This is a genomic window from Geobacillus sp. 47C-IIb, from assembly GCF_014679705.1.
Taxonomy (GTDB): domain Bacteria; phylum Bacillota; class Bacilli; order Bacillales; family Anoxybacillaceae; genus Geobacillus; species Geobacillus thermodenitrificans.
This window is the reverse complement of sequence record NZ_CP061473.1, coordinates 1,739,760-1,762,892: the sequence shown is the minus strand read 5'-3', so window position 1 is coordinate 1,762,892 and position 23,133 is coordinate 1,739,760. Positions and strand designations below refer to the sequence as shown.

Genomic DNA, 23,133 nt, shown 5'->3' with positions numbered 1-23,133 from the left:
TCTATGGACTACTTATACCACCCATATACATCACAGCGGATGACAGTGTTCGCCAAAAACGGTATTGTTGCCACATCGCAACCGCTCGCTGCTCAGGCCGGGCTTGAAGTGCTGAAAAAAGGCGGCAATGCCATCGATGCGGCGATTGCCACCGCGGCTTGCCTGACGGTCGTTGAGCCGACGTCTAACGGCATCGGCGGCGATGCGTTCGCGCTCGTCTGGACGAACGGGAAGTTGTACGGGTTAAACGCCAGCGGCTATGCGCCAGCTGCCATTTCGCTCGACGTGTTAAAAGAGCGCGGCTATACGGAAATGCCGAAATACGGGTTCGCCCCGGTGACGGTCCCGGGAGCGCCGGCGGCGTGGGCGGCGCTGTCGAAGCGCTTTGGACGTCTGTCGCTTGCCGAAACGCTTGCACCGGCCATCGCCTATGCCGAAAACGGCTATCCGGTATCGCCTGTGCTCGGAAAGTACTGGGCGAACGCCTACCGGGTGTACAAAGAAGCGCTCCATGGGCCGGAGTTCGGCTCGTGGTTTGAGACGTTTGCGCCGGACGGTCGCGCCCCGAACATCGGTGAAGTGTGGGCTTCACCCGATCATGCGGCGACGCTTCGTTCGATTGCGGAGACCGAAGCGGAAAGCTTCTATCGCGGCGAGTTGGCGGAAAAAATCGTCGCCTTCTCGAAGCAATACAACGGCTTTTTGACGCTTGAAGATCTTGCCGAGTATGAACCGGAATGGGTCGAACCGATTTCCATTTCTTACCGCGGCTACGACGTATGGGAAATCCCGCCGAACGGCCAGGGACTTGTCGCCTTAATGGCGTTAAACACCATGAACGGGTTTGACGTACCGAATGTTCCGGATGTAGAGACATACCACCGACAAATTGAGGCGATGAAGCTCGCTTTTGCCGACGGGAAAGCGTATATCGCCGACCGTCGCTATATGAACTATCGCGTAGACGAGCTGTTATCTGAATCGTTTGCTGCGATGCGCCGGGCGCAAATCGGCACCGAAGCGCTTACGCCGGAGCCGGGGACGCCGCCAAAAGGCGGGACGGTCTATTTGGCTGCCGCTGACGGCGAGGGCAATATGGTATCGTTCATCCAAAGCAACTATATGGGCTTCGGTTCTGGCCTCGTTGTGCCGGGCACGGGGATTGCCTTGCACAACCGCGGTCATAACTTTGTCTTTGATGAGAACCATCCAAATGGGCTCGCACCGCGGAAAAAGCCGTACCATACGATCATCCCCGGATTTTTAACAAAGGGAGGCAAACCGATCGGCCCGTTTGGTGTCATGGGCGGGTTTATGCAGCCACAAGGACATATGCAAGTGATCATGAACACGGTCGATTTTGCTTTGAATCCACAAGCAGCGCTCGATGCGCCTCGTTGGCAGTGGATGGAAGGGAAAACAGTGCTCGTTGAGCCGCACTTCCCACGTCATATCGCTGAAGCGCTCGCCCGCAAAGGACACGACATCCGCGTGGCGTTGGACGGCGGCCCGTTCGGCCGCGGACAAATCATTTGGCGCGATCCTGATACCGGCGTGCTTGCCGCTGGGACGGAGCCGCGCACGGATGGAGCGGTCGCCGCTTGGTGAAACTAGCGATAAAGGAATGACAACGATGAATCAATGGCATTTGTTTCTCGCGTTTTTTCGCGTCGGCATGCTCGGGTACGGAGGCGGTCCGTCCTCGATCCCACTCGTGCGCGCCGAAGTGGTGACAAAATACCGCTGGATGACAGATGAAGAATTCGCCGAGATTTTAGCCATCGCTAACGCCTTGCCTGGTCCGATCGCGACGAAGCTTGCCGGCTATATCGGCTATCGAGTTGGCGGTGCGCTTGGACTCATCAACGCCGTCGTCGCGACGACCGCCCCGACGATTGGGCTGATGATCGTGCTGCTAGCAGTGCTGTCATCGTTGAAAGACACGCCATGGGTCGCCGGGATGACCAAAGCGGTTGTCCCCGTTGTCGCTGTCATGCTTGCCGAGATGACATGGCAGTTCGCCAAGCAAGCGTGCGCCGCCCTCGGCATCTGGCCGGCGGCCTTGCTTCTTGTCGCTTGCTTTCTCGCCTTGTGGCGGCTCGGGCTTCATCCGGCGCTGGTGGTCGCCATTTTGCTTGTAGCAGCGTTTGTCAGGCGGGGAAAAACGGAAGCGGCGAACGGAAACGACCGCGGTGAAAGGAAGGTGTCGCCATGATTTACTGGCATTTGTTTCTCGCCTTTTTTTGGCCCGGCATTCTCGGCTATGGCGGCGGCCCAGCCTCGATTCCGCTTGTTGAGCACGAAGTGGTCGACCGCTACCAATGGATGACGGTCAATGAATTCAGTGAAGTGCTGGCGATTGGCAACTCCCTGCCCGGTCCGATCGCGACAAAAATGGCCGGCTATATCGGCTACGAACAAGCCGGTATCCTTGGCGCCGCCGTCGCCGTGTTTGCGAGCGTCGCCCCGTCGCTCATTTTGTTGCTGGCACTCTTGCGGCTGTTGTACAAATGGAAAGACGCTCCGCAAGTGAAGCGGCTTACCGCCTATATCCGTCCGGCGATTGCCGTCATGCTTGGGATCATGGCGATCGACTTTTTCCGGGAATCGTACGAAGAGGCCGGACTCGGCCAAACGGTGTTTCTCGCCGCTGCCAGCGCCTTTTTGCTGTTTGGTAAATGGCGCGTCCACCCGGCGTACGTCATCGCCTTGGCGCTTGTGTACGGAGCTGTCTTCTTGTCCTAGAGCATGAACCGCCATAACGAAAAGAGGCTTCATGTGTGCGAAGCCTCTTTGTTGTTTAGCAGGGACGTCTCTGAAAAACAGCCATATTTCCTTCCATCGATCGCCCTTGAATCAAGAGAGACATCGCGTTCACATGGTTTTTCAGTTTGAGAAGCCGTATGATGACAAGGATGACCTCAAGAAGGATACAACATAGCGTCTAACGACATCATTGAGCATGCATACAAAGAAGGTTGTCCTGTTGCTTATATGATGGAGATTCAATCACTTGTTTTCAAAAAGACGAAAAACGACTGAGCGTGTGCCATCGGACGGCTGCTGTGTGTCGACGCAAAGAAAAAACGTGCCGATTCATCCATGGCACGTTGTCTATTCCACGGTAAACGTCACTTTCGCCCGAGCGTTCGGCCAGTTTTTGTCGGCGAGCCACCATTCAAGCGTGTACGTCCCCGGCGCTAAGTCACGGAACGTCTCCTGAAAGGACAGCTCTTCGCCTTGCTTGACCGTCCGCTCTTCGTAAATTTGCGCAAACATCTTCCCTTCGCTAAACTGCTTCACCTTTTCCCCATCACGATACAAAATGTAGTCATACTTTTTCGAGCTGGTGAACGTTACCGTCTGCGTGCGTTCGGTTTGGTTTTGGACCGTAAATGTAAACACGTAGGCGCCGTTTTCTTTTTGATACGTCAATGACGGCGCCAACGTTCCGGCGCTGATCCCTTTTCCGCCTGCTTGAGCCGGTTTGCCCGCCGGCGCAGGGCCAAGCAGATCATCCTTAGCCTGCGAGTGCTCTTCGCCGTTTGTATACATAAACAACGCGCTTGTCGCTGCCACCCCGGCTAGCACTGCGGCAATGCCGATCACTTTTCCTTTGCCCATATTGCCCCTCCTTTTGTCTCTTTATATTATAGTCGTTTCCCGTTTCTCTCTCGTTACAAACCGCAAAAAATTGTGAAAAAACCGTTGTCCGCCTTGATATTTCTGGTATATATGCCCGATTTGTCTAATAAAATGTTACAAATTGAACAGCAATGAGAGTGGTTGAGGTGGGGATCGTTCACAACTGGCAAGCGACGCGACGAAGACGCTTCCGAGACATCCAACGAAAGCGGCGCTCATCTTTGGCAAGACGAGTCTCATTTCACACTTCTCACTTCTCACATCCAACTTAGGGAGGGCGAGTGGTGTGCACGATTACATCAAAGAGCGTACGATCAAGATTGGCAAGTATATCGTGGAGACGAGGAAAACCGTTCGCGTGATCGCGAAAGAGTTTGGCGTGTCGAAAAGCACTGTGCATAAAGACTTGACTGAGCGGCTGCCGGAAATCAATCCGGAGCTGGCCCAAGAAGTAAAACAAATTCTCGATTACCATAAATCGATCCGCCATTTGCGCGGCGGCGAAGCGACGAAGAAAAAGTACAAAAAGCAAGCGGTAAAAAACAATTAACATTTTCCTTGCCATCTGCCATTGACAGTATCATTCCGGCGATGAAATATGGTAAAATAACCAATTAGGAATGATTTCAGGGCAGAGGCAAGGAGGAGCAATGTAATGTTTTCACGAGATATAGGCATTGACCTAGGCACGGCGAACGTCCTTATTTTCGTCAAAGGCAAAGGCATTGTGCTCAATGAGCCGTCCGTCGTGGCGATCGATAAAAACACGAACAAAGTGCTGGCAGTCGGCGAAGAAGCACGACGAATGGTCGGACGTACCCCTGGGAATATTGTTGCCATTCGGCCGCTCAAAGACGGCGTCATTGCCGATTTTGATATTACAGAAGCGATGCTGAAGCACTTTTTAAGCAAGCTCGACCTAAAAGGCTTTTTCGCCAAGCCGCGCATTTTAATTTGTTGCCCGACGAACACGACATCTGTGGAACGAAAAGCGATCAAAGAGGCAGCGGAAAAAAGCGGCGGCAAAAAAGTGTACTTAGAGGAAGAGCCAAAAGTCGCAGCCATTGGCGCCGGAATGGACATTTTCCAGCCGTGCGGAAACATGGTCGTCGATATTGGCGGTGGCACCACCGATGTCGCGGTTCTCTCGATGGGGGACATTGTCACCGCCTCTTCCATTAAGATGGCCGGGGACAAGTTCGACATGGAGATTTTAAATTACATTAAGCGCGAATATAAGCTGCTCATCGGGGAACGAACGGCCGAGGAAATTAAAATCAAAGTCGCAACGGTATTCCCAGGCGCACGGACCGAAGAAATCGACGTCCGCGGCCGCGATCTCGTCACCGGGTTGCCGCGCACGATCACCGTTCGTTCAGAAGAAATCGAACGGGCGCTTCGCGAGCCGGTGTCTTTAATTGTACAAGCCGCTAAGAGCGTGCTTGAGCGCACACCGCCAGAACTGTCGGCGGATATCATCGACCGTGGTGTCATTTTAACGGGCGGCGGCGCGCTGCTTCATGGCATCGATCTGCTGTTGGCCGAAGAGCTGAAGCTGCCGGTGTTTATCGCTGAAAATCCGATGGACTGCGTCGCCATTGGCACCGGACTGATGCTTGAGAACATCGACCGCGCGCCGAAAACACAGTTCGTTTGACCGTTTGCCGCCAGCGGCGACCGAAAAGTCTATGTGAAAAAAGGAAAGGCGGGGGATGCGGTGGCCGCTTCTGCCCGCCTATAATGTAGGAAGAGACAGAAACCGCCGCTGCCTCGAGCCAGCAGCGGTTTTTGGAAAAAATCGTGCCTTTAAGCACGGAGAGGAATGGAAATGCGATCGCCTGAATGAAGGTGGATCGTTCATCATGACAGGTCATGATTCTATGGCAATGGCCAACGATGGGACAAGCGAGGTGATCGTCATGTTGAGGGGACTGTATACAGCTGCGAGCGGCATGCTGGCGCAACAACGGCGGGTCGATTGGCTCACAAACAATCTGGCAAACGCCGAAACGCCAGGGTATAAAGCCGACGCAGGAGCGATGAGAGCATTTCCGGAACTGTTGATGAACCGGCTCGAGGACGAGTCGATTCCATCCGCTCCACCGCGCGCCGTCCCCACGCAAACCGCGATCGGGCTGCTCAACACAGGCGTATATACACAAGAGCTCATCCCGAACTTTCGACAAGGGGATATCAAAGAAACAGGGCTCTCCACCGATGTCGCCTTAGTGGATGGACAAGTCCCGGTCGACCCGACAACTGGGGAGCGCGGTACGCTCTTTTTTGCTGTCGAAAACGACCAAGGGGAGACTCGCTACACGAGAAACGGCCATTTCACACTGAGCCCGGACGGCTACTTAACGACGCAAGACGGCTGGTATGTGCTAGATGACGACGGCGAACGCATCGCTATCCCGAGCGAATCGTTCACCGTTCGCGATGACGGGACGATTACGGCGGAAAACAGAACGATCGCCCGCTTAGGCGTCGTATTCGCCGCCAACCCGAAAACGGTAGTGAAGGAAGGAAACGGCTTATTCCGCAGCACTGAAGGTCCGTTGCCGCAGGCGCCAGGCAATGTGACGTATATGGTCAAACAGCGCTTCATCGAGCGATCCAACGTCGACATCGAACGGACGATGACCGACTTGCTCGCCGCCTACCGCGCCTTTGAAGCGAACCAAAAAATCATCCAAGCGTACGACCGCAGCTTAGACAAGGCCGTCAATGAAGTCGGCCGCTTGAAATGATAAAAGGGGGACAAGCTCATGCTCCGCTCGATGCACACCGCCGCCAACACGATGAACGCGCTGCAACAGCGGCTCGATACACTAAGCCATAACATCGCCAACAGCAACACCACCGGATTTAAACGGCGCGAAGCGAGTTTTGCTGAGCTGTTGACCCAGCAAGTCGACCGCCTGCCGGATGACGAAGCGCCCCGCCAAACACCAGCTGGCGTGCGCTATGGCAACGGGGCGGGCCTTGCTTCGACGATGCTTGTCACCGCTCAAGGGCCGCTCACCGAGACCGGTCGTGCGCTCGATTTCGCTTTCACCGCTGCCAACCAATGGTTTCGCGTTCGAGTCACCGATGCCAAAGGCGTCGCAACGATCGGTTACACTCGCGCTGGCAACTTTTCATTGACGCCCATAGGCGGTCGGCTCGCTCTCGTGACAAGCGATGGTCGCCCAGTGCTTGATGAAACGAACGCGCCCATCGAGCTGCCGGCTCATGCGACCGACTTTCAACTGTCCCCGACCGGGACGTTGACGGCCACCGATGCCAACGGCGCGGTTGTCGCCCGCGTCAACCTAGGCGTCACTGTCATCCGCCGCCCGCAGCTCCTTGAAGCATTGGGGGACAATGTCTTCACGCTTCCCACTGCCCCAGGTGCCACACAGGAGCTGAACGGCAACTTGCGCAGCCAAATCGCGATGAAACAAGGGGCGCTCGAACAGTCCAATGTGGACCTTGGTGAAGAACTGATCGGTTTGATGGCGACAACCCGCGCCTATCAGCTGAACGCCCGCGCCATTTCCATTTCTGAACAAATGCTCGGGCTCATTAACAACTTGCGCTCCTCATAAGGAGAGATCGACATGAGCAATGAAACGAAAAACGAACCGCTCTCCCGCGTCGCGCGGCGAAAGGAGCGAGAACAACAACGTTCCGCCAAAAGCGCACTCGACGACGCAGCCGCTTCCTTGCATGAAGAACAGCCAACGGAAGTGAACGAACCGCCATCCGAAGCCGAACCGACAGAGGGAAAACGCCGCTTCGTGCGCGCACGGCTCATTTCGATCTGGCTTCGGCTCGTGATCGTCATCGTTCTCATGGCCATTTGCCTCGCGACGGGAGCGGTCGTCGGCTACAGCGCCCTTGGCGATGGAGAATGGCTCGACGTGTTCCGCCTGTCAACGTGGCAACACATCCTTGACGTTGTGGAAAAAGGAACATAGAAACTGAGCGGCTTGCCGCAGAACATCAACATTCTTGACTCTAATGGAAAGGAGTGTCGCTATGCTCGACATCCAACAAATTCAAGCGATCATCCCGCACCGCTATCCGTTTTTGCTTGTCGACCGTATTCTTGAAATCGAAGAAGGCAAACGTGCGGTCGGCATCAAAAACGTGAGCGCCAACGAATCGTTTTTCGCCGGCCATTTCCCGGAATACCCAGTGATGCCCGGTGTTCTCATCGTCGAGGCGCTCGCCCAAGTTGGCGCCGTCGTCCTCCTGCAAAGTGAAGAAAACCGCGGCCGCCTCGCCTTTTTCGCCGGCATCGACAACTGCCGCTTTAAAAAGCAAGTCCAACCAGGCGACCAACTCCGCCTCGAAGTCGAAATTCTCCGCGCTCGTGGCTCCATCGGTAAAGGCAAAGGCGTCGCCACCGTCAACGGCGAACTTGTCTGCGAAACGGAGCTCATGTTCGCCCTAGGCGATAAACCAGCCAACTAACCAACACGCGCCCCGTAAAGGGCGCGTGCAGACTGTTGACAAAATGGGTTTCAGACGAATGTCTGAAACCCATTTTGTTCCATAAATAGACTATGTTTTCAAAAAAAGTGGGTAGGATGGGAAGCCATGCAAAGGAAAAGAAAGGGCGGTGCTTCGCCTTCCATAGGTAATTCGCCAGTTTTTTTAAATTCATGGCAGCACAAACAAGCATCGCCTGCGCCTCATTTTTTTCCAATCCCCGGTAATGCGTCCAGCGCAGACCATGCTTCTCTTTCATATCGGCGAAATCCCGTTCAATCGTCTCTTTTCGGAGGGCATAGAGTTCCCGGTATTCCGGAACATACCGCAAATGCTCTGCTTCTTCATAGTAGTCCTGCCATACGTGGCGAGTGACTACTTTGGTGTAGCTCTTGCTTTGCGTGCACTGATGAAGATACGGACAGCTTCGGCACACCGCCGGGTCCGATTTGTATTCCCGGTACCCTTCCCGATTCGTAGTAGAGTAAGATAGAACTTGATCATTGGGGCATAGATAACAATCAAAATATTCGTCATACACAAAATCTGATTTCCGAAAGAATCCATCTTTTGTTTTCGGGCGAGTGTACGGCCAAATCGGCTTTACCCCTTGTTCGAGTAAATACTTGGCAATGGCAGGAGTTTTATATCCTGCGTCTACACACACGGCTTCCGGACATGATTGGATTTCCCGTTTCACTCGTTCGAACAGCACAAAAAACGCTTGACTGTCATGGACGTTGGCTGCCGTCACGTAGGTCTGTAGAATCCATCCGTTGCGATCACAAGCTGTATGATACGAATAGGCAAACACTCGCTCCCGTTCATTTTTCACCAACAGTCCGCTCTCCGGATCCGTTTTGCTTACTTTTACTTCCCGTTTTTTTTTTCTCAGATGGCAACGGCGATTTTCCATGAGCGATCCGATCCCGTTCGATTTCTTTTTCGAGTTCCTGTTGGTAGGCTTTGGCTTCGACTTCTGCCATTTCCGTTGTAAACTTCTTTTTATTGGCGCTTGCTTTGACATGAGTGGAGTCTACGTACAAGACACTCGAATCTACCAATCCGTGTTCAAAGGCTTCTTTTAAAATCCGTGAAAAAATTTGATGGAATACATCCGTTCCAGCGAAACGACGCGCATAGTTTTTACTTGGCGTCGAGTGATGAGGAACGGGATCATGAAGACTAAGTCCTAAAAACCAACGGTAGGCGACGTTGGTTCGGATTTGTTCGACGGTTTCACGCATGGAGCGAATCCCAAATACATACTGAATCAAATACATTTTAAACAACATCACTGGATCAATGCTCGGACGTCCATGATCAGGAGAGTAGAGATCTTTCACCACATCATAGATAAAAGAAAAATCAATGGCCGCATCCAGCTTTCTTACCAAGTGATCCTCTGGAACCAGATCATCCAGTTTCACCGTGGTTTCGGTATAGCGCCCATCTTCTTGGTGTGGCCGAAGCATCGTTCCTTTCCTCCATTTCTCCCTCGTCTTACCTTCATAATAAAACAGCTTGTCGACTTTGTCGACAAGCTGCACGCGCCCCGTAAAGGGCGCGTGTTCTTCGTTTCTCCCTCTGAAAAATCCCTCCCAATTGCCAGCATGCATGAAATGTGCCTTTCTGGGAAAGATAAACAAGGATCGGTCTTACATAAGGTCACAACAACACGCAGAAAGGGGAAGGTGCAATGAAAAACAAAGTGGTGCTGTTCAAACTGTTCAGCGCTGTCGTCGCCCTCTTTTTAGCGGCGGGATGCAATGTGGACCGTGACAACGACAATCCGCCACCGCCAAACAACGAACAGAATGATATCAATAACGGTGATCGCAATGACATGGACATGAACCCAGCCGATGACATCAACCAAAACGATAATGTCGACAACGACAGAGACAATGACGGTATCCCGGACAACCGCGATGCCGATTTGAACGACAATCAAAATGACCAATTGCCTCCAGGCGTTGACACAAATAACGGACCGGGCGATGACGAACGCGACGCCGTTCCGGACCGCGAAGACCCAATTGAAGACCCGCAAGACGTCAACGACCGCAATAACAAAGATCAATAACACAAAAAGGCTGCCGATAAGGCGGCCTTTTTTTCTAGTGTAAATTACCTAATTACTTCTAGATATGTTTGCCTATCTTCGATATAATGGTTTATGTGTGTAAATGGATCACAACTTAGAAGGGAATTAGGGGGTAAACAATGGAGGAAACTATTAGCCTGCGCGAATTGTTTGAGACATTACGCAAACGGCTTTGGCTAATCGTCTTGATCACGGCGCTTGCGACGGTGGTAAGCGGTGTGGTCAGTTATTTTCTATTGACGCCAATTTACCAAGCGTCAACCCAAATTCTCGTCAACCAAGCCAAATCTGAGCAGCAGATGTACAACGTTGGCGAAATCCAAACGAACGTGCAGCTCATTAACACATACAGTGTCATCATTAAAAGCCCGACGATTTTGGAGAAAGTGAAAGGTGAGTTGCAGCTTGACCAGACGTTGGACGAGCTGAACGGACAAATTCAAGTCTCGAGCGAAAAAGACTCGCAAGTGTTTGCTGTTACCGTTCAAGATCCGGATCCTGCTATGGCGGCTAAAATCGCCAATAAAACGGCCGAAGTGTTCAAAAATGAAATCGTCAACATTATGAACATCGACAACGTCACCATTCTCTCCAAAGCAGAAGTGAAAGAGCATCAAACCCCAGTGAAACCGAAGCCGCTTCTCAATATGGCCATCGCCTTTGTCGTCGGTCTTATGGCAGGCGTGGGACTTGCTTTCTTGCTTGAATATTTGGACAACACGATCAAAACGGAAGAGGACGTCGAACGCCATCTCGGCCTGCCGGTACTCGGCGCCGTCAGTTTGATCACTGCTGAGGGCGATCAAAAGAAGAAACATGAATCGGCTCTTCCGCAAACAAGAGGTGAAACCATTGGCTCGTAAAAAACAGATCCGCAAAGCGGAGCGGAGACTGATCGCTGCTGACAACCCCAAATCGTCGATCTCTGAACAATATCGGACGATCCGAACAAATATTCAGTTTTCGGTCATTGATACACCACTCCGCTCCTTGATTGTGACATCGACCGGTCCTGGTGAGGGAAAGTCAACGACTGCGGCCAACTTGGCGGTCGTCTTCGCCCAACAAGGGAAAAAGACGTTGCTCATTGACGCCGACTTGCGTAAGCCAACGGCTCATTACACGTTCCGCCTCAACAACTACACGGGGCTCACCAACGTTTTAACGGGTTCGGCGCCGCTCTTGCCGACGTGTCAAGAGACGCATATCGACAACTTATTCGTCTTATCATCTGGTCCGATCCCGCCCAACCCAGCCGAGCTGCTCAGCTCGAAAGCGATGGCTCAGAGTCTCGAACAGTTGTACGAGACGTTTGACCTCGTCATCTTCGATACCCCGCCTGTCTTGGCCGTGACAGACGCGCAAATTTTAGCCAACCAATGTGATGGAACGGTGCTGGTCATCGAAAGCGGTGGCACGGAAATCGAAGCGGCCATCAAGGCAAAAGAACTGCTCGAAGCAGCGAACGCCAAGTTGCTTGGCGTTGTATTGAACAAACGGAAACACCGTGACGGCGGCTATTACTACTACTATCAATATAAGTAACAACAAACGGCTTCCCCAATGGCGGGAAGCCGTTCATGTGAGAGAGAAAGAGGGGAGAGACCGTTGAGAAACTTCGTCTTTATCCTTTTGATCACTGCCGCTTGCCTATCCTTTACCATTGTTGGACACTTGTACTGGAAACAAACGATCGACGCTACAGTACAAGCGGCACGGGCGAAAATGGAAACATCCGGCCAACAAGAAGAAAAAGCCGATCAAACAAAAGCAATCCTCGCCCGCACCAAACAGTTGCCTGCCGCGGCACAGAACGCCATCAAACGAGCTGTCGCAGAAAATCGCCCGATCCGCCTCGTCATTGCCGGTTCGGAATCGACGCCGGAGAAAGGCGGCTGGCCCGATTTATTGAAACAGACGCTCGACAAAGCATACGGGGAAGGGACGTTCCAAATTACCGTCCATGAATATGAAGGGTTGACAACCGCCGACGCCGACAAGCAGCGCATCGCCGCTGACTGGGCGAATGACAAACCCGATCTCGTCTTGTTTGAACCGTTTTTGTTAAATGATAACGGCGTCATTGTCATCGATGATACGCTCGATCATATTGAGTCAATCATCAGTCAACTCAAATCCGACGTCCCCGATGCGGTCGTGATCTTGCAGCCGCCCAACCCGATTTACAACGCTACATACTATCCAAAACAAGTCGAAGAGCTCAAAGCATTCGCTAAAGAAAACCGTTATGCTTACTTCGACCATTGGTCGGCGTGGCCCGACTACAAAAGCAAGGAAATCGATCAATACGTCGATCCAGAAAGCGACCTCCCGACTACGGAAGGCGCTAAACGATGGGCGGAGGCGCTGGCTGAATACTTCATTGCCCAATAAAAGACGCGCACCCCAATTATCGGGTGCGCGTCTTGTTTATCGTGATGCTGTCGCTGATAGCTCTAAATGTTCTTTTAACTCATTCGAAATCGCCGTCCGCTCGCTATCTGGTACGAGTAAATAATAGATACCGTTAATTTTCGTCCCTTGGCCGTTAATGTGCAGCTGCTTAATTTGTTTGCGGGCGTCTTTGTAATTTGCCTGAATCTCTTTCATGTCCTCAAACGTCAAGTTCGTCTTGATGTTCTTCCCGACCGCGGCGAGTACATCACTATAGTTCGTAAGCGACGAGAAGCTAGCGCCTTTCTCAATAATGGCTTGAATGATTTGTTTTTGGCGGTCTTGACGCCCGAAATCGCCACGCGGGTCATCATAACGCATGCGCGAATATTTCAACGCCTCTTCCCCGTTTAGCGTAATTTCCCCTTTCGGGAAGTGCGTTCCACCATACGTAAAGGCAAACGGATTGTTCACGGTCACCCCACCGACGGCATCAACGATATCGCGGAAGCTTTCCATATTGACTTTAATGTAATAATCGATCGGGATGTCCAAGAAGTGCTCGACTGTCGCCATCGTCATCTCAACCCCACCAAAAGCGTACGAGTGGTTGATTTTATCTTGCATCCCTTTACCGATAATCTCCGTTCTCGTATCGCGCGGCACGCTTACCATCTCAATCGATTGCTTGTTCGGATTGACTGTTAAGACGATAAGCGTATCGGCGCGTCCTTTATCCCCTTTCCGCTCATCGACACCCATTAACAAAATCGAAATCGGTGTTTTCCGCTCAAACGATACTTCTTCTTGGCGCTTTTCCGACTTCCAGTTCACTTTTTCATGCATTTCGTTCGCCGTTTGTTTGAGGTTATGGTAGACAGAATACGCGAACACTCCGGAGCCGATGATAAGCAATGCGACGATGATCCCAACCCAGCGCAGCCATTTTCGTTTTTTACGTCGTTTTGCTCTCATATTCAACCTTCTTTCAATTGTAAAATCCATCATTATGATTATAGTTTGTTTTCCTTGGTGAAACAACTAGCATAATGTGTGAACTTGTCAATTTTTAGCGAATGATGTCCATTTTAACCCACAAGTACAAACAAATATCGTCAATAAAAGGGTCTTCTCGACACAATTCGGCAAAAAATACGATTGATATGACAAATCTACTATGCTATGATTATTGGTGCTTAAAAGATTTGGAAGAACAAAGGAAAAGGAGGAGATGGCGATGATTGATATCCATAGTCATATTTTACCAGGTATTGATGATGGTGCGCAAACGATGGATGAGGCCATCGCTATGGCGAAAGCGGCGGTGGATGAAGGCATTACAACGATCATCGCCACTCCCCATCACCATAACGGAAAATACAACAATCCATCAACAACCGTCACCGCTGCTGTCCGCCAACTGAACGAACAACTCGAACACCACCACATTCCGCTAACTGTACTCACAGGTCAAGAAATCCGTATTCATGGCGATTTTCTAGAAAACTGGGAACGGGGTGACATACTGCCGCTTGGTGGGGAAACGCCTTACATTTTAATCGAGTTTCCGTCCGACCACGTTCCTCGCTACGCGAACCAGTTGCTGTTTGAGTTGCAGCTAAAAGGGCTTACCCCGGTCATTGCCCATCCGGAACGGAACGCCGAAATTATCGAAAAGCCGGATCGGCTGTACGAGCTCGTCCAAAAAGGCGTCCTTACCCAAGTGACTGCCGCCAGCGTGGCAGGTTTCTTCGGAAAAAATATCCAGAAGTTTTCAATGCAGTTGATCGAAGCGAACTGGGTGCACTTCATTGCCTCCGATGCTCATAATCTCACGAGCCGCTCTTTCCAAATGCGAGCGGCCTACGATGTTATCAATCGAGAATTTGGTCTCGATGCCGTCTATTTCTTCCAAGAAAACGCCGAACTGCTCGTTAACGGACAAACCGTATACTGTGACGAGCCGGTGCGAATCAAAAAGAAAAAGTTTCTAGGTCTTTTTTAGAAAAATATACCTGAGTTGAAAGCTTAGGTCAATCATTTTATTCCTTTGTTGGTCTGTTTTCCATTTTGATCGGCAAAATGGAAACGGCCTTCTTTTGCTTTTCGGTGATGTCTCCTTACCATTATCAATGGAGGCACTCGGCCATGCCGTGGGTGGGGACGATGACGGTCCTATCACCTTAGACGCCCGTCGTCGAGGGTGTGGCGTGAGGGCGGGTTAGATGCCCGATTTTTCACTCGTTTTTATCTAATTCAGTGATTATGAGTCAGGCGTATCGTTTATAATAGAAAGATAGAGGATCCGTAATCTGTGAAAAGAGGCGATACGCGCATGGAACAAACTTGGGCGTTAAAGGTTGAGCGATTTGGAAAGATCAAACAGGGGGAAATCGATATTGCCCCGTTGATGTTGTTTGTCGGCGACAACAACAGTGGGAAAAGCTATCTGATGTCGCTTCTTTGGGGGGTGTTGTCCGAGGGGCGCAAGCTGTTTCCAAAAGACCCTCCGAACACGTCCACGTACAAGGAAATCGATCGCTTTCTTGAATCGTCTATCGGCGATGACTGCCTCATCCAAGACCGTGAAGCGCAACTGTTTGTCCAATGGTTTAATGATGTTCTCAGAAACAAAAAAAGCGAGTTGGTTAGAACGATTTTTCGGCGCAAAATCCCGATCGGTTCGTTAAGCATCGAGCGGTACCGCCGTTCTGAACCGCTGCGAATCATCTTTGAAAAGAAAGATTCGCTCCAAGGCGCTCGTTTTTCGACGGGGAAACACTATATTCGCATCCCGTATACGGATCGAAGCAAGGGACAAGCGACAGAGCGGTATCGCATGGCTCAATACATTACGTGGAATTTGCTGATGGATGGACTTACATCGCCGTTTTACCCACCATCCAGACAAGGCGGCATCCAAGGGCGGGCCATTGGCGAAGCGCTGTATTTGCCCGCTTCGAGAACAGGGTTCATGTTGTCTTACAAGGCGCTGGTGCAAGAGATGATGGAACGGATGATCAACGAAGAACATGAGGAACCATCCCTTGACTTCACGTTGCCTGTCTATCGATTCTTGCAAGCGTTGTTGCGTTTGGAGGAAAGCGGACAGTCGAAATATGCGGACATCGGACGATTTATTGAAACCGAGATTGCCAACGGAACCATGGACCAAGAAAAAGGACCGATTCCATCGTTCTACTATTGCCCACAAGGCAAACAAGAGCGCTTGCCGTTATACGTCACATCGTCGCTTGTAACTGAACTGTCGCCGCTCATTTTGTTTTTAAAATCAAAAGCAACGTACCGTTCACTCTTTTTTGAAGAGGCAGAAGCGCATCTGCATCCACGCGTCCAGCGCATATTAGCGACAGCGCTTGTCAAGTTGGCCAACCGAGGCATGCCGGTGTGGTTGACCACCCATAGCGATATTTTGTTCCAACAGGTGAACAATTTGATCAAACTTCACCAGCATCCAAAGAGAGAACAGTTGATGAAAACGTATGGCTATGTCGATGAGGACGCGATTGATCCGAAAAAGGTGAGGGCGTACCAGTTCCGCATGCAAGGCCAAGACACGATCATCACGCCGCTCATTCCGACCGAAAACGGCTTTCCGGCGGAAACGTTCAATGAAGTCATTTGGCAGTTGAATGAAGAGACGTATGCATTCCAGATCGGGGAAGAGGATGGAGAGGATGAATAACCTCGAATACCTTGAGCGAAGCTTTTATGAGAAAACGGGGGAAACAGGCGGAACGTTATATGTGATCGAGCAGGAAAAATCGGGAGAAGCACAAGTAACGCTCCACTGTTCCAACGAAGCCGTAGTGTTTTCGATCAAGCCTAACAACGGATTCCCTTATCTTCGAACCAAAAACACACCCGATGGCATCGTCTTTGTCAGAAGAGAGAAGCAATGTTGGGAACTGCACATTTTTGAATGTAAAAAAACAGTAAGAGTGAAGAGTTGGGAAAAGGCGAAACAGCAGTTTGAAGGAGGCATGCTTCATGCCTATATGTTACGAGGGCTTTTGGATCTTCCGCCTTTTTCAAAAATATGTGTATACACGGCCTACCAGGATGACCATTTATCGAAAAACTCGCCAGATCCAGCTTTGTTTCGGCAGCCGGTGGGCAAACCTGTGAAGAAGCCGCCGTATGCGGACTGGGATGATCCAAGCCTTGTCATTTTGGGGCATGAAGTTCCTCATCAACGCATTCCACTGAATGACTCCGGACAAGGAGAATACACGTTGTAACGTTTCCCTGCCGCGCCATGCTATAATGGCGTCAAGGAGGTGAAGCCATGAGCCAAGAGCTGAAAGAATTGCTTCGTTCCGTCTTGCAAGAAGAACTGAAACCAGTCCACGACAGGCTCGAACGGTTGGAAGGCGCAGTCGGGCACATTCGTCAAGACGTATCGCAGCTGCAGCAAGATGTATCCCAGCTTCAGAAGGAAGTCACCCAACTGCAAGAAGGTCAACGGACATTAGAAACCACGGTTTCCCAAATTCAAAAGGACGTTGCCCAGCTCCAAGAAGGCCAGAATGCGTTGCAGCGTGATGTCGCCCAACTGCAAGAAGGCCAACGGACATTGGAAACGACGGTTTCCCAAATTCAAAAAGACATTATCCAGTTGCAAGAAGGCCAACAAATAGTAGAACACGAGATGGCCGGCATGAAGCAGATGCAAGAGCGAATCCTCGAAGAGCTGCGCATTTCCAAACACAATCAAGCCCTCATTTTGAACGATGTAACGAATATAAGGAAATCCGTCGATGTCACCGTCTCGCACTTGCAGCGCCGATCCGATGTGATGTTTGACAAACTGATCGATCATGAAAAAGAAATCTTGAATCTGAAATCAAAAATGCCAAACTAAGTCCCGAAAAGGGGCTGTTTTTTATGCCCATATGCATCGGCGCATCGGTGCAGCTACGGTTGCACCGATGCGCGGGGGCATAGGGGCCAACTATACATAGGGGGTTACGTACCACATGAAAAAAGTGCGCAAAGCGATCATTCCAGCAGCGGGGCTCGGCACGCGCTTTTTGCCGGCAACGAAAGCGATGCCGAAAGAAATGCTGCCGATTGTTGACAAGCCAACGATTCAATACATCGTTGAAGAAGCAATCGCATCAGGGATTGAAGATATTATCATCGTCACAGGAAAAGGAAAACGTGCAATCGAAGACCATTTCGACAACGCTTTTGAACTTGAACAAAACTTAATTGAAAAAGGCAAATATGACTTACTCGAAAAAGTAAAAGAGCCATCGAAAGTCGACATTCACTACATTCGTCAAAAAGAACCGAAAGGGCTCGGCCACGCCGTCTGGTGTGCACGCAACTTTATCGGCGACGAACCATTTGCCGTTCTGCTTGGTGACGACATCGTCCAAGCGGAAACACCATGCTTAAAACAATTAATTGACCAATATGAACAAACTCTCAGTTCCGTTATTGGTGTCAAAAGAGTGCCTGATAACGAAACGCACCGTTACGGCATCATCGATCCAATTGAACAACACGGACGCCGTTACCAAGTCCGCCAATTCGTCGAAAAACCAGCACCAGGCACCGCGCCATCCAACTTAGCAATTATGGGAAGATACATACTTACACCGGAAATCTTCTTATTCCTTGAAAAACAAGAAGCCGGCGCCGGAGGCGAAATCCAGCTCACCGACGCGATTCAAAAATTGAACGAAATCCAGCGTGTGTTTGCTTACGAATTTGAGGGCAAGCGCTACGACGTCGGTGAGAAGCTCGGATTTATCAAAACGACGATTGAGTTTGCGTTGCAGCACGATGAATTAAGAGAAGACCTTATTCAATTTATGGAGAAAATATTAAATGATGTCAGGCGTGTTGATTATCCAATAAAATCCAAAGGGTATAGAAAAAAGAGCACCTTTCCTGTAGAATGTGAGTAGCGACACAAACAAACCCAGGAGGTGCTCTCTATGAACAAGCATACCACACTCCCGAATTTGATGCAAAAACTTGTTTCGGATGAAGAGATTCAACTGATTGCCGAAGCGGTTGGGTATCGTGATTCGTCTCGAACCTTTACGTTGCGCGAGTTGATTCACTTCTTCCTGCTGGCCGCCATGCATCAATGGAAAAGCTTTCGCCACGGAGCCGATGTGGGGCCTCTGTATGGATTGCCGCGATTCCATTATTCAACTGTATCCAAGAAAGCGAAAGAAGTTCCCTATGACATCATGAAACGCTTGTTGGCGTTGATCATTTCCAAGTGCAACCGCCAAACCCGCCGCTCGCTTCGGTTTCCCAAACCGCTTCGGGTGGTGGATTCGACGACCGTCACGGTCGGGAAAAACCGCCTGCCATGGGCGCCGTATCACGGCGAACGCGCCGGAGTGAAGCTGCACGTCGCGTATTCGCCGGAATCCTCGTTGCCGGCAGACGTGGTGGAAACCATCGGACTGCGTCATGATGGCCCGGTGGGAGAACAGTTGACGAACGCTCAACAAGTGCTGGTGGAAGACCGGGCGTATTTCAAAATCGAACGCCTCGATCGATTTGTGGAGCAGCATCAGCTCTTTGTCATTCGGATGAAGGACAACATCGAACTTCATCAGAAAAAAAGCTTGAAACGCCTTTCCAGCACATCCTCATCGGTTCAAGCCGACTTCACGTGCCAGTTGGGGACGAAACAATGCCGCTCCACCAAGCGTCACCGGGTGGTGATCTTTCGAGATGCGAATGGCCGCGACATTCGGGTCGTGACGAACCTCTTCCATGCGTCTGCGGAAACCATTGCCGACATGTACCAACAACGTTGGACTGTTGAGGTCTTTTTCCGTTGGGTGAAGCAATATCTGAATGTCCCGACCTTGTTTGGCACGACGGAAAATGCGGTATACAACCAACTGTTTGCGGCGTTCATCGCGTATGTGTTGCTGCGATGGCTGTATGATCAAACCAAAAAACAGACGAACGTCTCTCTTTCCTTCATTTCGTTCGTTCGCCGTTTTTTCTCTGGGCAGCTTCCTCTCGATTGGAAATCCGGGATGGCCGCTGCTTTGTTTGAGTATGCCCAAATTTATGGAAGGCGTATGTCTAATTTTGGATAATCAACACTCGTGACCGGCCACAAATCCTTCATTGAATACACCGAACGCCGTCCGGGCGCCCCGGCGCGTCTTGTTGCATCCCCGCATTTACGAATAACTTGGCTGAAAAGCGGAATATTCGTTGGAACAAATCATAGAAAGTGTGTGGAAATGGCATCAGCGGAAAGGATCCAAATGATTAAGCCGGCCTTGTTAAGGGCGGCTTATTTATTTATGACCATATATGACTGAATATTCTGTATGTAACAGATTAGTCAAACTATGCATAGCTGTCAAGGGGGGAGTAGTACATAAATCGTGGGTATATTTTCATAAAAATTTTCTGGAAGGAAAAGGATTAAGAGGAAAAGTGTCGAAATAAAAAGATAGGTGTCAATATCAAGAATATGGAGGAGATCAAATTGAGTTTTTTTCGGGAACTAGGCAGATTGGCAGGGAAAGCAACGGGAGCGGTGATAGGTGGCGCGGTGAATGTTGTCGGTGAAATAACAGGCAGCCAATGGATCAAAGAGGTAGGCGATGGCGTGAAAAAAGCGTCTGAGTTTGCCGGCGATACGTTTGGCCAAGCGGTAGACGGCGTATGGAATACGGCGTCTGGCATCATTCAAAAAGATGAAGCGAAGATCGAAAAGGGCCTTGGAAACATCGGTGAATCGATTTCGCGCACGGCCAAAGGAGTATACCAGACGGCCAAACATACATACCAAAACGGAAAAGAGGTCTATGAAGGGCTGCGCGATGACGATGAGAAAAAGATCAAAAACGGATTGACCAATATTGCCAAAACGGTAGCTGTAGGAACGTTGGCGGTCGGAATCGTGGATGTGATCGATGGCGCTGACCATAGCGATTGGGCAGAAAGCGATCAAGATCCGGACAACATAGGTAATGGGGCAGATGCCAATGGACATTCTATGGGTTCCTATACCGGCTATTCCGAGGTGGCAGTCAGCATCGAATCGGAAGAAAATCCGGGGACACATCATGTCCGTCCTCACTGGGTGGAAGGACATTGGCGCGATGGGCAATGGATTGAAGGATACTGGCGTGATGGGGATGGAAATACCGATGTGAACTTGACAGAGCAACAAGGCGGCGGCTATGAGCGGACGAATCCGGACGGGAATCCGGGTAATAACCTGGCATAAATTAGATGACCTTCTTTTGTTTCAAGTGGGGAATAAACTTTTGATAATAGCCAAGACGGCGAGGGAGGGAAACGGGTGAAAGAAGAAATATTGCTTGTAAAAATACATAATTCCTTAGCGGAAGGCAAAAGTGATTATGAAGCTACTCGGGGAAATTGGAGGATGAGTAAACATAGATTTCCGTATATTCAATATGTTGCAGGGGTACATCATGGAAAAGTCGTTTGTGTCTTTCAGCCTGAAGAGTGGGAGATTATCGAAGAAGGACCTGATAAGGGGAGAAAACGTTTTGCAGGTACCAAAGCTTCTAGTGAAGTATTGAAAAAGCTGCAAATGGTAGAGGACAAAGTTATGAGGAAATTCGGAAGCGGGAATGCTATTGCTTATCTTTCATTGGATGAATTGGATCAGTTAGTGAGCAACTACCAAACTATAAAATATGCAAAGCATCATACGGCTAAATCAAACGATGTGGGGGAAAACGTGCTTGACCGAATCAAAGGAGGGCTGTTCGGCCTTGCGATTGGCGATGCGCTGGGGGCGACGACGGAGTTTATGAGTGCCGAGGAAATTCGCGGCACGTACGGAAAAGTGACTGACATCATCGGCGGCGGTTGGCTTGATTTACCACCTGGGGAAGTGACGGACGATACGGCAATGACGATTGCGGTGGCGAAAGGGATCATTCGGAATAAGGAAAATCCGATTGCTGAAATCGGAGAGGAGTTTTTGAAGTGGTATAAGACCAATCCCCCGGACGTCGGCAATATCATCCGCACCGTGTTTTCATTGTATGCTGGCGATTGGTTTGATGCTGCTTATCGGGCTTGCCGGAAGCTCGGCGGCAAATGTGCGGGGAACGGGTCGTTAATGCGCTGTTTGCCGATTGCGCTGGCGTATGCGGATCAGGAAAAGATGGAGGAAGTCACGGTCCTTCATTCGAATATGACACATCATGATAGTCAAGCGGTGGAAGCATGCCTTATTTATAACCGCATTGCTTCTCGGTTGTTGCATGGAGAAAAGCTGTCAGCAGCGATTAGGCAAGAAGTTGTTCATACGCGATACGAACCGCTTTTAACGATTGAACCGGCCTGCCCGCCTGACGGCTATGTCGTGCATACGATGAGCTGGGTTCTTCATTGGCTGTGGCGCTGCGAATCGTTTGAAGACATCGTCATTTCAGCGGTGAATATGGGCGGCGATAGTGATACGATTGCGGCGATTGCCGGGGGATTGAAAGGATTAGAAGTCGGATATCACCAACTGCCAAGCCGTTTTATTGAAAAAATCGTCTGTGCCGATGAGTTGGAAGAGCTGGCGGTGCAATTGGTAAATATTCGGGGTTAGTCGGGTGGAGTTTGCCGCGGCCTTCCTATTTGGCTGATCGGTTTGAGATAGGATTTATAGGTTTTCAATAATTTCCATCGATGTTTCTTTGTTCGAAATTTTTGTGAATGATGAGGGGATGTATGATGCTAGCTCATCGATTGGCTGAAATACATTCGAACTTTGGCATTTATAGTGAATCACAAATCAATGGGAACGTTGACTTTCATATCGTATCGGATTTGAAACAAGTTCCGGAGTTGAATTATTTAGTGGATTTTTATGAAGCGTATTTCCAGCATTATAAAAAAGCAATGGATCCATCTCGGAATTATTGGTCTTTTAAGAGGGACAATATTGCCCGAAGTGTGGATTTGCCGTTTATTGGGCGTAAGGTTGTTGAGCGAGGTAAGGCAGAGTATATCTTTGTGTTTAAGGGTTCCTTGCAGAAGGAAGAGAAGCTGAGTATGACCGTCCTTTCTTGTTTTTGGATTTTTGAAGACGTACAACCTTATCAGTCATTTTTTGATCGCTATTGGCCCAATACCAAAAATTATGATCCGCTTGTTCGAAATTTAGGGATCACCAGGGATATTGCAGAGAGATCATATGTGACGGATTTTGCTAGGGTAGCTAATCATAGAGGGATCCGGGATATGAAAAAGTGCAAGGAACTGTTAATGGACGAAATACATTTATTAAATCCCCAACTGGTCATATTGGTCGGTTCAGAGCCAAGAGATGCATTTAGCCACGAACTTCGGCTGCATCCGGAAAAGTACATGAGTGTTCCGTTTTCGTTAAAAGGGGTTCCGAAAAAGACACAAATAGAGGGTCCGCTTCTCTATAAGCAACTGCGTGAACGTCTTTATCATTTGTTAGACAAGGAAAAGGGTCAGGTTCTGTGAAGCACCGAGAATGGTCGATA

25 protein-coding genes and 1 pseudogene are annotated in these 23,133 nt (G+C 50.2%); 22 read left to right on the top strand and 4 right to left on the bottom strand.

Annotated features, from left to right (window positions below):
- Positions 1-3 precede the first annotated feature (3 nt).
- From IC804_RS08930 to IC804_RS08920, 3 genes are read left to right on the top strand one after another with little or no spacing between them, the layout of a single operon-like run.
- Positions 4-1,608: a gamma-glutamyltransferase family protein gene (locus IC804_RS08930; protein ID WP_081157421.1), complete on the top strand. Its 1,605-nt coding sequence runs from the start codon at positions 4-6 to the stop codon at positions 1,606-1,608.
- Positions 1,609-1,633: 25 nt separating this feature from the next.
- A complete protein-coding gene (locus IC804_RS08925) occupies positions 1,634-2,215 on the top strand; it encodes a chromate transporter (RefSeq protein WP_035499504.1) in 582 nt (193 codons plus the stop codon).
- A complete protein-coding gene (locus IC804_RS08920) occupies positions 2,212-2,745 on the top strand; it encodes a chromate transporter (RefSeq protein WP_011888379.1) in 534 nt (177 codons plus the stop codon). Before IC804_RS08925 ends, IC804_RS08920 begins: the two co-directional genes overlap by 4 nt.
- A gap of 369 nt (positions 2,746-3,114) precedes the next feature.
- Here IC804_RS08920 and IC804_RS08915 read toward each other — a convergent pair whose 3' ends face one another.
- The gene (locus IC804_RS08915) at positions 3,115-3,624 is read right to left on the bottom strand and encodes a BsuPI-related putative proteinase inhibitor (RefSeq protein WP_081157420.1); all 510 of its coding nucleotides are present in this window, start codon (positions 3,622-3,624) and stop codon (positions 3,115-3,117) included.
- Positions 3,625-3,931: 307 nt separating this feature from the next.
- Between IC804_RS08915 and spoIIID the strand changes: the two genes are divergently transcribed.
- The 6 genes from spoIIID (at position 3,932) to fabZ (ending at position 8,106) form a co-directional block, all read left to right on the top strand.
- Positions 3,932-4,195, top strand: coding sequence for a sporulation transcriptional regulator SpoIIID (gene spoIIID, locus IC804_RS08910; RefSeq protein ID WP_008880665.1), 264 nt, complete (start codon positions 3,932-3,934; stop codon positions 4,193-4,195).
- A gap of 105 nt (positions 4,196-4,300) precedes the next feature.
- Entirely contained in the window at positions 4,301-5,302 is a 1,002-nt protein-coding gene (locus tag IC804_RS08905) for a rod shape-determining protein (protein WP_008880664.1), read from the top strand.
- Between the two features lie 262 nt (positions 5,303-5,564).
- Positions 5,565-6,395 (top strand): flagellar hook-basal body protein, encoded by an 831-nt coding sequence (locus tag IC804_RS08900; RefSeq protein WP_081157429.1) that lies wholly within the window; start codon positions 5,565-5,567, stop codon positions 6,393-6,395.
- 18 nt (positions 6,396-6,413) lie between these two features.
- Entirely contained in the window at positions 6,414-7,235 is an 822-nt protein-coding gene (locus IC804_RS08895; RefSeq protein WP_081157419.1) for a flagellar hook-basal body protein, read from the top strand.
- A 12-nt stretch (positions 7,236-7,247) separates the two neighbouring features.
- The gene (locus IC804_RS08890; RefSeq protein WP_081157418.1) at positions 7,248-7,607 is read left to right on the top strand and encodes a DNA-directed RNA polymerase subunit beta; all 360 of its coding nucleotides are present in this window, start codon (positions 7,248-7,250) and stop codon (positions 7,605-7,607) included.
- Positions 7,608-7,668: 61 nt separating this feature from the next.
- A complete protein-coding gene (gene fabZ, locus IC804_RS08885; protein ID WP_011888374.1) occupies positions 7,669-8,106 on the top strand; it encodes a 3-hydroxyacyl-ACP dehydratase FabZ in 438 nt (145 codons plus the stop codon).
- Here the strand turns inward: fabZ and IC804_RS08880 are convergent.
- Both IC804_RS08880 and IC804_RS18860 read right to left on the bottom strand, forming a co-directional pair.
- Complete coding sequence (locus IC804_RS08880) at positions 8,072-9,151, bottom strand: IS1182 family transposase (RefSeq protein ID WP_223812928.1); 1,080 nt, start codon at positions 9,149-9,151, stop codon at positions 8,072-8,074. The two genes, fabZ and IC804_RS08880, sit on opposite strands and share 35 nt — an antisense overlap.
- 124 nt (positions 9,152-9,275) lie before the next feature.
- Positions 9,276-9,407 (bottom strand): annotated as a pseudogene (locus tag IC804_RS18860) (transposase); the annotation flags it as partial.
- A gap of 416 nt (positions 9,408-9,823) precedes the next feature.
- Here IC804_RS18860 and IC804_RS08875 point away from each other — a divergent pair.
- The 4 genes from IC804_RS08875 (at position 9,824) to IC804_RS08860 (ending at position 12,625) form a co-directional block, all read left to right on the top strand.
- Positions 9,824-10,210 (top strand): hypothetical protein, encoded by a 387-nt coding sequence (locus tag IC804_RS08875; RefSeq protein ID WP_081157593.1) that lies wholly within the window; start codon positions 9,824-9,826, stop codon positions 10,208-10,210.
- 140 nt (positions 10,211-10,350) lie between these two features.
- Positions 10,351-11,094 (top strand): YveK family protein, encoded by a 744-nt coding sequence (locus IC804_RS08870; RefSeq protein WP_081157594.1) that lies wholly within the window; start codon positions 10,351-10,353, stop codon positions 11,092-11,094.
- Complete coding sequence (locus IC804_RS08865; protein ID WP_081157595.1) at positions 11,048-11,776, top strand: CpsD/CapB family tyrosine-protein kinase; 729 nt, start codon at positions 11,048-11,050, stop codon at positions 11,774-11,776. Before IC804_RS08870 ends, IC804_RS08865 begins: the two co-directional genes overlap by 47 nt.
- 63 nt (positions 11,777-11,839) lie before the next feature.
- On the top strand, positions 11,840-12,625 hold the full coding sequence (locus IC804_RS08860; protein ID WP_081157596.1) for an SGNH/GDSL hydrolase family protein: 786 nt from the start codon (positions 11,840-11,842) through the stop codon (positions 12,623-12,625).
- Between the two features lie 36 nt (positions 12,626-12,661).
- On the opposite strand, the gene IC804_RS08855 is transcribed toward IC804_RS08860, so the two are convergent.
- Positions 12,662-13,600 carry a polyisoprenyl-teichoic acid--peptidoglycan teichoic acid transferase TagU gene (locus IC804_RS08855; protein ID WP_081157597.1) on the bottom strand — a complete coding sequence of 313 codons (939 nt, stop codon included), beginning with the start codon at positions 13,598-13,600 and terminating at the stop codon, positions 12,662-12,664.
- Positions 13,601-13,862: 262 nt separating this feature from the next.
- Here IC804_RS08855 and IC804_RS08850 point away from each other — a divergent pair, with 262 nt between their 5' ends.
- The 9 genes from IC804_RS08850 (at position 13,863) to IC804_RS08810 (ending at position 23,113) form a co-directional block, all read left to right on the top strand.
- Complete coding sequence (locus IC804_RS08850; protein WP_081157598.1) at positions 13,863-14,630, top strand: tyrosine-protein phosphatase; 768 nt, start codon at positions 13,863-13,865, stop codon at positions 14,628-14,630.
- Between the two features lie 330 nt (positions 14,631-14,960).
- On the top strand, positions 14,961-16,331 hold the full coding sequence (locus IC804_RS08845) for an AAA family ATPase (RefSeq protein WP_020756702.1): 1,371 nt from the start codon (positions 14,961-14,963) through the stop codon (positions 16,329-16,331).
- Positions 16,332-16,392: 61 nt separating this feature from the next.
- Positions 16,393-16,887: a hypothetical protein gene (locus tag IC804_RS08840; protein WP_223812927.1), complete on the top strand. Its 495-nt coding sequence runs from the start codon at positions 16,393-16,395 to the stop codon at positions 16,885-16,887.
- A 47-nt stretch (positions 16,888-16,934) separates the two neighbouring features.
- Positions 16,935-17,510, top strand: coding sequence for a hypothetical protein (locus tag IC804_RS08835; protein WP_081157599.1), 576 nt, complete (start codon positions 16,935-16,937; stop codon positions 17,508-17,510).
- A 115-nt stretch (positions 17,511-17,625) separates the two neighbouring features.
- Complete coding sequence (gene galU, locus IC804_RS08830; RefSeq protein WP_099233099.1) at positions 17,626-18,564, top strand: UTP--glucose-1-phosphate uridylyltransferase GalU; 939 nt, start codon at positions 17,626-17,628, stop codon at positions 18,562-18,564.
- Between the two features lie 30 nt (positions 18,565-18,594).
- Positions 18,595-19,728 carry an IS4-like element IS5377 family transposase gene (locus tag IC804_RS08825; RefSeq protein ID WP_015374614.1) on the top strand — a complete coding sequence of 378 codons (1,134 nt, stop codon included), beginning with the start codon at positions 18,595-18,597 and terminating at the stop codon, positions 19,726-19,728.
- Positions 19,729-20,129: 401 nt separating this feature from the next.
- Positions 20,130-20,876 (top strand): hypothetical protein, encoded by a 747-nt coding sequence (locus IC804_RS08820; protein WP_081188977.1) that lies wholly within the window; start codon positions 20,130-20,132, stop codon positions 20,874-20,876.
- Between the two features lie 351 nt (positions 20,877-21,227).
- Entirely contained in the window at positions 21,228-22,226 is a 999-nt protein-coding gene (locus IC804_RS08815) for an ADP-ribosylglycohydrolase family protein (protein WP_081157552.1), read from the top strand.
- A 122-nt stretch (positions 22,227-22,348) separates the two neighbouring features.
- Positions 22,349-23,113: a uracil-DNA glycosylase family protein gene (locus tag IC804_RS08810; RefSeq protein WP_172437882.1), complete on the top strand. Its 765-nt coding sequence runs from the start codon at positions 22,349-22,351 to the stop codon at positions 23,111-23,113.
- Positions 23,114-23,133 lie beyond the last annotated feature (20 nt).